This window comes from Vibrio hyugaensis (assembly GCF_002906655.1).
GTDB classification, from domain to species: domain Bacteria; phylum Pseudomonadota; class Gammaproteobacteria; order Enterobacterales; family Vibrionaceae; genus Vibrio; species Vibrio hyugaensis.
Genome location: NZ_CP025795.1, coordinates 321,105 through 333,704 on the forward strand (window position 1 = coordinate 321,105; position 12,600 = coordinate 333,704).

Here is a 12,600-nt window from a genome sequence, read left to right on the forward strand (position 1 = left end):
TTACCCTCCCCAAGCTAGCACATGATTGCGCCTACTGTTTTTAGTTCTTAGTCACTGTCACGATTGGCGCTGCTTTATCTGCTGCGTTGAAGTGGAAGTTGTAGTTTCCTGCCTCTGCAATCGTGATCTTAAGGTTCGCACTTGAACCGCCTGCATCCATAGTAACGGCTGTGTCTAGCTCAACACTGCCTTCGCCACCAAAGTTGGTTGCATCAGCCCAATCTGCACTAGCGATCTTCATTTCGTAGCTGCCTGCTGCTAGGTCGATATCTAAAGAGTAAACATCGGCGGCTACGTAGTTGAACTTCGCACTTGAATCTTCAGCTGGCGTATCCCAAGTTGTGATCGTGCCACGTAGGAACAGTGAAGTTTCACCAAACGTTGGCGCGTCTGCCGCTTTCGTTACAGAAACAACCGGTTTGTCAGCTGAATCGCTTTGCTCATGAATTGCATTTAGAACGAAGGTGTATTTGCCTGTTTCAGTAACGGACAATGCACAGTTACCCTCAGTACCCAAGTCTAGAGATCCAGAAGCTTGTTCTGCGTAATCACAGCCAAAGTTTGGTGTACCCCAGCTATCATCAGCAAACTTAAAGCCGTAATCACCAGCTTCAAGTACACCCGTTACCGAGTACATGCCGTTGCCAATGAATGACATTTCCCATTCTTCTGATGGATTCCAACCGTTCATGTCACCACGAACATAAACCTTGGTTTCACCGTAAGGAGGAATGCTCGATACATCTTTGTTATCTGTATCAACAGGCAGACCAGCACCTTGTGCGTTACCTTGAGGTTGTACAAATACCGCCGTTGTAAGTGCCGGAACAGTGAAAGTCTCACCGGAGAAGCTTGCGCTCTTCACGGTCATGTCAGCCGAGTTCTTCTGAACGTCATGCAGTTCGAAACCCGTCGCGCCCTCTACTTTGAAAGATTTCTCTTCTGCTGTTGAGTTCACTACCGCGACGATGGCGTCGTAGTTTGTATCTAGATCCGCACCCGCTGACGTGCCGTCATCAATAGACATCACAATCAAGCCTTCAACTTGGTCTTTACCTACGTTGCGGAAATCAACGCGGTTCATGACTTCTTGAGCGGTATCTAAACGGAACAGTTCGCTTGAGCTACGGATAGTCAGTAGTTCTAAGAATTGCTGCTTAGTTAGCTCGATATCGTCAGTGTTTGGCATCGCAGTGCTGTCAGCAACGATAGTTTTGATCAGCTCCCAGTTTGCGCCGTCTTTGTCTTCACGAGGTAGACCAACGTTCCAGTTGTTGTCGCTACCGTCAAAGTAAACGCGGTTGAACCAGTCACCTGAATCGTAAGAGTCACGCTGCATTGATTTCGAACGCAGTAGCTCAGAACCCATGTGGATGAACGGGATACCTTGACCAAGCATTACCGTAGATAGAGACACAGTTTGCATACGTGCGCGGTCAGCAGATGAAGTGCCAGTCGCGATCTTGTACGCGTTGTTGTCCCATAGCGTTTGGTTATCGTGCTTAGATACGTAAGAGATGTTCTCAGAAGGGATCTTAGTGTAACCCGCTGGCGCACCGTTGTAGTCTACATTCTTACCAAGTTTAGTTTCACCTTCGAAGTCTAGAAGAACGAATTCTGCTAGGTTACCTGCCATACCCAGACGTACTAAGTCTTGGTTGTGTAGACGACCGTTTACCGCTTCTGCATCTGTCTTCGTTTCTTCGTTCGGGTAACCTGCGTTACCAAAACCTTGGTTAAAGCGAAGTGGGTGCTTCCCTTCAGAGTCCACACCGCCATCGAATGGGCTACCACCACGAACCGCGTCACGTAGACGGTCAGAGAAGGTACCGATGCCAGTGCCAGCCATGTTGATTTGTGTTGCTTGGTCGAAGCGAGCGTTGTTTGCTACTTCACCGAAGTCCCAACCTTCACCGTAGAATAGCGTGTTTTTATCGACTTGTTTAACGCGCTCCAGAGCGTATTCCATCAAGTCTTTTGGTTGGTGTGCCATCAAGTCAAAACGGAAGCCGTCAACTTTGTAGTCGTCAGCCCACACAAGCAATGAGTCAACCATCAGTTTACCCATCATCAAGTTCTCAGTTGCTGTGTTGTCACAACAAGTTGAGTTCTCAACGCCACCCGTGTTCACATTCAGACGGTGGTAGTATCCTGGGACGATCTTATCTAGGACAGATTTTTCGTTTACGCCAGATGCGTTAGTGTGGTTGTACACCACGTCCATAACCAGCTTCAGATCCATTTTGTGTGTCGCTTGAACCATTTCACGGAATTCAAGGATACGTTTAGAACCGTTTGGATCGGTCGCGTAGCTGCCTTCTGGAACAGTGTAGTGGAATGGGTCGTAACCCCAGTTGAAGCTGTCTAGCATGCGTAGATCGTTCATCAGTGCTTGTGCAGCACCCGTTGCTGGATCGTAGCTGTTTAGCACGTCTTCAATGATTTTAGCGTCGTCTTCTGTTTCACAGATTGAAGCCGCTGGTTTGATGCCACACAGCTTGCCTACGGTATCGGTGATATCAACGCGGTTTTCTGCGTTTTCGTCAACCGTTGCAATATCGAACGCTGGAAGAATGTGAAGCGTGGTTAGACCTGCGTCTTTCAGAGCTTGAAGGTGAGTAACCGACTCACGCTCTGCTTCTGTCAGTGCTAGGTACTTACCGTTTAGAGATTGCGTACCTTTAGTATCGCTAAAGCTGAAGTCACGAAGATGTGATTCGTAAAGAACGTGGTCTTCATCTTTTGCAACCGTTGGGCGGTCGTAGTTATCCCACTCTGCTGGTTTCAACGCAGCGCTGTCTAGATCGACAACTTGTGAGTACATTGAGTTTTGCGACAAACTTAGCGAGTAAGGGTCAGTCACTAGGCGAGTTTCAACAACACCAGTCGTCGGGTGGTAAACCTTCACTTGGTAACGGTAGAACTTGTTCAGTACGTTGCCTTGCGCTTCCGATTCCCAGATACCTGTTTCTGGGTTCTCAGTCATTGCAACTGTCGCTTCTTCCGCAAAGTTCGCATCGTAGATGATTAGGTCAACGTCTTGCGCTGTTGGTGCCCAAAGTTTGAATGTTGCTGCATTGCCTTCAACAATGGCACCAAGTTCCTGGCCAATTGCGTTGCCTGCGTCTGCATCTGCGAATACCGCATCAAGCACACCTGGCTTTTGGACTTCAGTGGCAGAGATAACATCGCCATTTGCGTTGTATGCCACCATCACGATTTGTGACTTCAGAATAGAGCGTAGCGTATCAGAATCCACATCAATGCCTGCGGCTTGTAGGCTCGCAAGGTGACGGAAACGAGATTTCAGTTCTTCAGACAGGTCTCCTGCTTTCGTCAACTCAACGGCTGTACCGCCAGAAATCTGCTTGTCTTCGTCCATCTTGATGTCGTTGGTCAAGCTGTAGAAAAGCTTCATCGAGTCGGCGTTTGCTGCCGCTTCCCAAGCGATAGTGTCGGCATCTAACCAGTGTGCTTTCTGACCATCAATATCAACAGGACGATCTGCAATTGGCTCATAGTAAAGCTCACTGCTGCCGTGGAAGCCGAATAGACCTTGAGACTCACCCAGTTTGGTTAACTCCACTTTAGAGTTTGCGCTGCCAAAGGCTTTTTCATCGCCTTTGTGCAAGATGAAGTTCATACACTCGTGTGGGTCTGATGCGTCAGGGTTCACCTTAAGCACGTAGTAAGCGCCGTAAGTTTCGCTGATGCCTTCGAACGGAAGCGGTGCTGCCCAATCCGTACCGCCATCAGCGATCCCCATTGCTTCTAGGTCAGTACTGGTACAGCCTTCGCCATTCCAAAGGTGCAGACCCCAACCATCGTAATCACTCGCTGTTGAAGCCGAAGCAACATCGCGTTTGTAATAGATGACAACTTCGTTCTCTCCCGCAGGGTGAAGGCCGGAGCCAGGGTTCGTTGTGTCATCGCTAGAGCTGTCACTGCCACAGCCGCTGATCACTGCTACAGAAAGTAGAGGCAGCACGGTTTTGGCAATCGCTGATAATTTAAATGTTTTATTGTCCACGTTTACAAATCCATTGTTATTGAATTGAGAATAGATTGGGCAAGATGCCGAAAAGGAAATGTTCAACTAAATGCTAATACACTGAACTATCAGCAAAATGTGAGAGCAGGCAGTTAAGTTTTTTACAAGAGAAAATTTTCTATCACACTAGATTTTGTTCACAAATTAAATAATAAAACGAGCGCATAGTGAGATGTTAAGCACAGCCTAAAAATGTAAATTTCTATAGGAGGAGATCGGGGGGATGATAGGGGAGGAGAATGTCTAAGCCCCAAAACTGTGATTAGGTTCTATAAAAGTAAGGGTGATATTTCTCTTTGAAAAATAAGTTGAGGTGATATCGAACAAATTATCCTCATACTCAAGTTGGAAACTTCAGATTTTGCCTACATGGTCGTTATATAATAGAGGCGGTGTGCAGTGAATTATTGGTTTCACACCCGGATTCAAATTTTCTAGATTACCCGAAAGTGGGAAATCCTTATGGGCCCTGACCTAAAAAGAGGCTGTTTATGAGTAGTATGGGCATTGCTATTGTGGCAACTGGCCTTTCACTCGTCCTGATATTTGTTTGGATGATCTCGTTGTCGATGCGTAAGCAACGTCTTGAGACCGAGAGGAAAGCGCGTGAAGCGGCATACCGCAAAGCGATGCATAAGGCACGAGAGCAAGAGCGTAAAGAACGTGCGTTTAAGGCGGAAACTGGGCATATCCCTACCATTCTTTATTTAGCAAAAGAAGCGGAACGAGAAAATATTAAACAAGCGCTCTATTGGTACGATAAAGCGGCCAAGCTGGATAACGTCACCGGTATGTACGGTGTAGTAAGACTAGCCGAGCGCATGCGCGAAGACGTGATCTTAAGAGAGCAGGCAAACTTCTGGCGTACTGCGATTTCTGGCATGGAAGGTGATATCGACGCGAAATTCGCGACCGGTAAAGCGCTTGTGTTTGGGCGTGGTACCGAGAAAAACATCCCTAAAGGTCATCAGTTGATCGAAGAAGCTGCCGATGAAGGCTGTATTCCTGCCATGCTTTACATGGGCGAATGGCAATTGTCGCCAGAAAACACAGCAGGTCAGCGTGCGGACGCCTTGTTTTGGTTTATGAAAGCGGCAGAGCAAGACAGTGCCGATGGTAAAATCCAAGTGGGTTTGTGTTATCTCAATGGGGTTGGTACTGAAAAGAGCATGGTCAAAGGCTGTTATTGGTTAGAAAGAGCGGCTGAAGGCGGCAGTGCAGAAGCCATGTACCATGCAGGTGAGGCATGGAAAGACACGGGTAAAACAGGCAATGCGATTGCTTACGTTTGGTTGTTCTTGTCTGCTAACATGGGTTATGAGCCTGCGCGAGTAGTGCGTGATGAGGTGGCCAGCAACATCGGTGTGGATGTTGTGGTGGGTTTGCAGTCCATTGCGAAGCCTCTACAAAGAAAGCTGGCTTCTGGTGTGGTTAAGAAGCACTCAATCATCAGAGCCTTAAACAAAGTCTACAAACGTGAGCCGTACTTCCCAGGTGAGGAAGAGCTGAACGAGTTGCTTAATGAAGAGCATCATGAAGAAGCAAACGTACCTGATGGGATGTCAGAGTTAAACTTCGAAAGTGAAGTTCCTGTACAACAAGAGTTTGCGTCTCCACCAAAACAACCGTCGAAAGACGTGCTCGATTTTACACAAAACTTCTTACAGCCTCAGAATCTCAATAAGCCTCATTCGTGAGGCTTTTTTTCGCTCACATCAACCCTTGTTCCATTACTTGCATAATTGCTGAGTGATCTTTATGCAAAGCTTCAACAGAATTCTATCTGTCACCGAGCTGTTGTTATATAAATGGACAAATAGAGGGAAATCCCCCCTTGCTGCAAATACATGAATTAAGCTCCAATCCATTATTATTGATTAGCTCATATCACAGCTATGAAATTACTTTGTTAGCTTAAATTGTTTTGAGTTAACTAGAACCATCACTTTAACTAATATCTGTTATTAGGAATTATATTACTAAATCTTAATTTCTATTTTTGTTACTAAGTGAATGCTATTGATCTTTAATTAAATTAAGCGCAAGATACCAAAAATAAAAATAACGCATACTCTGCGTATAAATACAGTCGGAAGTAACCTGTTATTATCCTTTTCAACATAAAAGAGCAACGTCGTGCTCTTTTTGTTTCTATTAGAGATTTGTGTATGTTGAGAATCATTAGTGCAGATAAGTTCATCTCTTCAAGGTTTATCTTGGAATACAGCAAAGTGGAGTTTGCATCTTTGTTGGGTGTTTCCGTAGCTAAGATAACCAATATAGAGAATGGCAAATCTTCGATTCCCCCGGTGTACGATTACGCCATCAATCATTTGCTCAGTGAGCATCCGTTTAAAGACAGTGCGGTGGACGCCTTGTGCTCCCATGAGACACTTAACTTCGCTCGTCGTGTTGACGTAAACAGTAAGGTTCAGCGCCTTTCTTGTAAGCGCTGTGACAGTAGAAGGTTACACGTTATGGCTGGTATGAGTGGCTTGTACTTCGTGGAATGCATGGATTGCAAGCACACCATGTATTCCTCTGGTATCGCAGTAAAGCGGTATCAGCAGTGGTCCAATAATGGCGTAAAGTTAGACAGTCACCAATTTGATTAACGGTTTATATCCTTAAATATCTGAGCCTATTCTTGTTTAAGTAAAAAGCCATCAGCAGAAATGTTGATGGCTTTTTGTTATGGTTTATAAATTGTTAAATATAAATGTGATTATTGTTTAATATTAGCCAATAAAGCAAAAGGTGCAAATATAGAGTGATGGAAATCGCAAAAAAATATTTTCTTATGATTCATTTTTTAATAATAACTGTCAGTGTCACATAATTTCTTACTTGAATTTTAATTGATGCTGAATCCAATATCATTGGACTATCGAAAGGAAAGTGATAAAGATCGCGAAATTTTATTTCGAGAAAATAAGAGTTATAAATATGAACGAATAATCACGAAATTTGGTTTTTGAATTTTAAATATTAATTTAATTTGTAATATCTGTCTTATCGTTTTTACAGAACAAATAAGAGATATTTCAATGAAACGTTTAATTATCGGTGTTAGCAATTACATGCCAGAAGACTTCAGTTTATTATCTGAATCTTTGGATGAACAATTTAACCGAACTTTAAAACCGCTAGAGCATGTCGAATTAACCGACGTTGGCGCCGCAATTATTACTTCTTCAGATATTAAGGCTGGTCTGCACAAAATTATTTCTGAGACGGGTTATGGTATCCCGGTCTTCTTAGTAACAGATGAAAATCCGGTATCCGCCGACGATTATGTCTGGTTAACCGGTGTTATTGATCTAGAAAGACAGTCAATTGAATACTACGGTCGTCAAATCAACGAAGCGGTGACCAAATACGAATGCCGCCTATTACCGCCTTTCTTCAAACAATTGACTCACTACGTGGAAATGGGCAACTCTGCATTCGACTGTCCAGGGCACCAAGGCGGTCAGTTCTTCAAAAAACACCCAGCGGGTAAACAGTTCTACGATTTCTTCGGTGAAAACCTATTCCGCAGTGACTTGTGTAACGCGGACGTTGATTTAGGTGACTTGCTGATCCACGAAGGTTCTGCACACCAAGCTCAAGCGCACGCAGCGAAAGTGTTCAACTCAGACAAAACTTACTTCGTTCTAAACGGCACTTCTGCTTCAAACAAAGTGGTCTGTAACGCGTTAGTGACCGAGGGTGATTTGGTGATGTTTGACCGAAACAACCACAAATCAAACCACCACGGTGCGTTAATTCAAGCGGGCGGTACGCCAGTTTATCTAGAAACGGCACGTAACCCTTGGGGCTTTATCGGTGGTATGGATGAGCACTGTTTTGATGAGGAATACATTCGTGCTCAAATCGCGAAAGTATCACCAGAGCGTGCGCGTGATGAACGTCCATTCCGTCTCGCGATCATTCAGTTAGGTACTTATGACGGTACTATCTACAACGCGCGTTACGTGATGGATAAGATTGGTCATCTTTGTGACTACATCCTATTTGACTCTGCATGGGTAGGCTACGAGCAGTTCATTCCTATGATGAAAGACTGTTCTCCATTGCTACTGGATCTGAAACCAGAAGATGCGGGTGTGATTGTGACTCAGTCTGTTCACAAGCAACAAGCTGGCTTCTCACAAACCTCGCAAATCCACAAAAAAGACCACCATATTAAAGGTCAGGCTCGCTACTGTAACCACAAACGCTTCAACAACGCGTTTATGATGCATGCGTCAACCTCACCATTCTACGCGCTGTTCTCTGCTCTAGATGTGAACGCGAAGATCCACGATGGTGAAGCAGGTCTACGTCTATGGCGAGACGCAGTTAAGACAGGTATCGAAGCACGTAAAGAAATTCTGAAAAGCTGTGAGCTGATCCGTCCATTCATTCCGGATGAAGTCGAAGGCCAGCCATGGGGTAGCTACGACACCGATCTTATCGCAACTAACAAGAAATTCTTCATGTTCGAGCCAAATGCAAGCTGGCATAAATTCGAAGGCTACGGTGAAGGTCAGTACTTCGTTGACCCTTGTAAATTGCTACTCACCACAGCAGGTATTGCAGAAGATGGTAGCTACGCAGACTTTGGTATTCCTGCCACGTTATTGGCTAACTTTCTACGTGAAAACGGCATTATCCCTGAGAAGTGTGATTTGAACTCTATCTTGTTCCTGCTTACTCCAGCAGAAGACATGGGCAAGATCCGTCACCTTGTGGCGCAAATCAACCGCTTCGAGAAGTTCATTCGTGATGATGCACCGCTAAACATCGTGCTGCCTCGCGTTTATGAAGCAAACAAAGAACGCTACCGCGGCTACACCATCCGTCAGCTATGTCAGGAAATGCATGACATGTACAAAGAGCTGAACGTCAAACAGCTACAAAAAGCGATGTTCCGTAGCGAATACTTCCCAACCATGGTGCACAAACCAGATGTGGCAACACGCAAATACTTCCGTGGAGAGTGTGATTACTTACCACTTAAAGAAGCGGTAGGTCGTGTCGCAGCAGAAGGCGCGCTTCCTTACCCTCCCGGCATCATCTGTGTGATCACTGGTGAGGTTTGGACACAGCACGTTGTCGACTACTTCTTATCTCTAGAAGAAGGCATCAACCGATTCCCAGGCTTTGCACCAGAGATCCAAGGTGTGTACCTAGAAGACGTCAATGGCCGCACCACCGCCCATTGTTACGCCCTAAAAGATTAATCTACCCGTTCGCACCGTGCGTGAAAACCGCGGTGCGAACCGTTTATTCGTGGAGAATAATTTATGAGTACTGAAACCAAAAAAATGTCGGTGGTGCAGCTTACCATTCTGACGTTCATTAACATGGCTGGCTCGGGCATCATCATGTTGCCAAGTAAGCTAGCACAGGTTGGCACTATTTCGATTTTGTCTTGGTTGATCACAGCTGCTGGCTCTTTGGCTCTCGCTTATGTGTTCGCAAAATGTGGTCGCTTTAGCAAACGTGACGGTGGTATGAACGGTTATGCGTCGTACGCGTTTGGTAAATCGGGTGCGTTTATGGCGGGTTGGACCTACGGCTTGTCATTGTTGATTGCCAATATCGCAATTGCCATTACCTGTGTCGGTTACGGCTCAGCGTTTTTTGAAGTGACCTTGTCGCCAGTAGAGACCTGTCTGTACACCATCGCTATCCTTTGGATTTGTACCTTCGCTAACTTTGGTGGTGCGAAGATCACAGGTCAAATCGGCTCGTTTACGGTTTGGGGCGTTATCCTTCCTGTCTGTTCTTTGGGCATTGTTGGTTGGTTCTACTTCAGCCCAACTATGTACGTAGAAGCGTGGAACCCACACCACTTACCATTTGGTGAAGCGGTAAGTGCGTCAATTGCGATGACACTTTGGGCGTTCCTAGGTCTTGAATCGGCTTGCGCAAACTCAGAAGCGGTAGAAAACCCAGAGAAGAACGTTCCAATCGCAGTATTGGGCGGTACGTTGATTGCGGCTGTGGTTTATATTGTTTCAACCAACATCTGTTCTGGTATCGTAGCGAACTCTGAACTGGCTGCCTCTACAGCGCCGTTCTCAACGGTATGGACAGTGATGCTAGGTTCTACGGCTGGTAAAGTGGTTGCGGGCATGGCAGTTCTTGCTTGTGCTGGTTCATTACTTGGCTGGCAGTTCACCATCGCGTCGGTATTCAAATCGTCTTCAGATGCGGGCTTCTTCCCTAAACTGTTCTCAGAAGTTGATAAACGCGGTACGCCAATCAAAGGTATGCTTGCTATTACAGTCATTCAATCCGTCTTGTCGCTTATGACGATCTCTCCGACTTTGAACGAGCAGTTTGAAGCATTGGTTAACCTTGCGGTTGTGACTAACGTTATTCCTTACATTCTATGTATGGGTGCGATTTTCATCATGCAAAAAGTGGCGCATGTGCCTGACCGAGAAATGAAAACCACCAACATCATCGCTTTGGTTGGTTCTCTCTACAGCTTCTACGCGTTGTACGGTTCTGGCTATGAAGCCATGATGTGGGGCTCTATCGTTACCTTCCTAGGTTGGAGCGCTTATGGTCTGATTGCTTCTAAGCATGAACCGCTAGTGAACTAAGTTTTTTCAATCGAGCCTTCCCATACGCGGTGTGGAAGGCTCTTTTGTTTTTATCCATTTGGCAGATTAAGGACACAAAAGAAAGTTACTCGCCACTCGTAACGTGAAAACTCATTTTCGATAATTGGGGGACGAAAGATGATTAGCCAACCTGTTAAGATCGGTGACGATACCGTCGTAGTCATTCCAAGCGTGATCCTGAGCGAGCTCGGGATAAGGGAAGGGGACACCCTCGAAATTGCGCTCAATAAAGACAAAATGGAAATTAAGAAAATGGTTCTGAAAACCAGCTCTCCAACCGATTCAAGCGAAGAAGACTAGAATTGAGTTAGAGAATCTTGGTTTGTCGGATACACTACTGGTTTCGCAAATCTGGCGTTCGCCGCTGTCTTTGAACTATTGATAACAACAAGAAGAGGTCTGGTACTATGCAAGGTATCCTCTCTATACAATCTCATGTTTCTTTTGGTCACGCTGGTAACAGCAGTGCCGTTTTCCCAATGCAACGCATGGGTTTCGAAGTGTGGCCTATTCACACGGTTCAATTTTCTAACCACACCCAGTATCAAGAAGGCTGGACGGGTCGTGCGTTTTCGGCTGATGACATCAGCGAATTAGTTCGTGGTCTTGGCAACATTGGCGCGCTAGAAAAGTGCCAAGCCGTTTTAACTGGTTACCAAGGCAGTGCTGAGCAATGTCTTGCCGTAGAAGACACCGTCACCAAAGTTAAACAAGCGAATCCAGAAGCGCTTTACGTATGTGACCCAGTGATGGGCGCGCCAGACAAAGGCTGTATCGTGGCGCCGGGCATCGCAGAAAACTTGTTAAACCGCCTGATGCCAATGGCAGATGTGATCGTACCTAATCAGTTCGAGCTAGGCCAATTTGCAGAGATGGAAATTCACACGTTGGATGACGCTATTAATGCTTGTCAGCGTGCGCTAGCGAAAGGCCCAAAAGTGGTGTTGGTGAAACACCTTTACTGCCTGTCAGATGATAGCTTCAATATGTTGCTCGCGACGCCAGAAGGCACTTACCTAGCGAAGCGTCCTCACTTTGAATTTGCCAAAGCACCTGTCGGCGCTGGCGATTTGATCTCGGCGATCTTCACTGCTGGCCTATTGAAAGGTTGGACGCCAAAACAAGCCTTCCAACACTGTCACGATGCTTGCTACGGCGTACTTAACGCGACTTACCAAGCTGGCGAATGGGAACTTCAAACCATCGCAGCGCAACAAGAGTTTGTAGAGCCAAGTGCGCACTTCCCATTGGAAGAAGTGACACTCAGCCAAGCGTAAACTCAGGTTGTAAGTAGCAGAAAGGGAGCACAACGCTCCCTTTTTTGATCTCTACGATCCGTTATAAATAACGTGAATCCGCGCTAACAGCGAGAGGTGTCTACCTTAAAGCTGTGTCCATCATCCCCTTTTCCGTCCAAGCGGTAATACGCGTAGCACTTGCCAGCTATCAGCGCTGCTGGTGATTCATCACTGCCATACCCAACCATGGAGTATTGGTTGTTCTCGATGAAGACTAAATCTGTCTGTTTCATCTCATCGGTGATGGTTAGGTTATCGAAGAAGCTGACTTGCTCACCACACTCACTTTGGGTTTCTGGGTAGCCATTGTAAAACTCTTGATACCCAGCGGCGGTTAAGACGCATTGGTCTGCCCCTTGGTCTTGCTTAAAGGTCTTGGCATTGTCATGAAGCACAGAGACGTAATACTGCATATCGGCAAAGATGACTTGTATGGCAGCGGTACGGGCATCGGAAGTGCGTTGATTGGAGTGGTGGACGGCAAATACACTCAACCCGCCGAGCAACACGGTGGCACAGGCCCATTCTTTAAGTGAGAATCCAGACAACAATCTCATTGGTTTTTTACCCTACGTACAAGTCAATCATGCGTACAAGAGGGGGGATTTTACGCATCGACTTCCAAAAA

General features: G+C 45.9%; 8 protein-coding genes. 6 read left to right on the forward strand and 2 right to left on the reverse strand.

Translation table 11 applies throughout. The features are described from left to right. Window positions 1–40: 40 nt before the first annotated feature. A complete protein-coding gene (pulA, locus tag C1S74_RS18680) occupies window positions 41–4,030 on the reverse strand; it encodes a pullulanase-type alpha-1,6-glucosidase (protein WP_045396745.1) in 3,990 nt (1,329 codons plus the stop codon). 512 nt (window positions 4,031–4,542) lie between these two features. Between pulA and C1S74_RS18685 the strand changes: the two genes are divergently transcribed. The 6 genes from C1S74_RS18685 to pdxY all read left to right on the forward strand — a co-directional run bounded on the left by C1S74_RS18685 (window position 4,543) and on the right by pdxY (window position 11,951). Next, window positions 4,543–5,748 (forward strand): tetratricopeptide repeat protein, encoded by a 1,206-nt coding sequence (locus C1S74_RS18685; RefSeq protein WP_045396748.1) that lies wholly within the window; start codon window positions 4,543–4,545, stop codon window positions 5,746–5,748. 471 nt (window positions 5,749–6,219) lie between these two features. Then, entirely contained in the window at window positions 6,220–6,666 is a 447-nt protein-coding gene (locus tag C1S74_RS18690; RefSeq protein ID WP_045396750.1) for a helix-turn-helix domain-containing protein, read from the forward strand. A 432-nt stretch (window positions 6,667–7,098) separates the two neighbouring features. After that, entirely contained in the window at window positions 7,099–9,279 is a 2,181-nt protein-coding gene (gene speF / locus C1S74_RS18695) for an ornithine decarboxylase SpeF (protein ID WP_038868931.1), read from the forward strand. A 63-nt stretch (window positions 9,280–9,342) separates the two neighbouring features. Continuing rightward, entirely contained in the window at window positions 9,343–10,653 is a 1,311-nt protein-coding gene (gene potE / locus C1S74_RS18700) for a putrescine-ornithine antiporter (protein ID WP_045396754.1), read from the forward strand. Between the two features lie 138 nt (window positions 10,654–10,791). After that, a complete protein-coding gene (locus C1S74_RS18705) occupies window positions 10,792–10,974 on the forward strand; it encodes an AbrB/MazE/SpoVT family DNA-binding domain-containing protein (RefSeq protein WP_045396757.1) in 183 nt (60 codons plus the stop codon). Window positions 10,975–11,081: 107 nt separating this feature from the next. Next, entirely contained in the window at window positions 11,082–11,951 is an 870-nt protein-coding gene (pdxY, locus tag C1S74_RS18710) for a pyridoxal kinase PdxY (RefSeq protein ID WP_045396760.1), read from the forward strand. 83 nt (window positions 11,952–12,034) lie between these two features. Here pdxY and C1S74_RS18715 read toward each other — a convergent pair whose 3' ends face one another. After that, window positions 12,035–12,529 carry a hypothetical protein gene (locus C1S74_RS18715; protein ID WP_045396762.1) on the reverse strand — a complete coding sequence of 165 codons (495 nt, stop codon included), beginning with the start codon at window positions 12,527–12,529 and terminating at the stop codon, window positions 12,035–12,037. Between the last annotated feature and the right edge of the window lie 71 nt (window positions 12,530–12,600).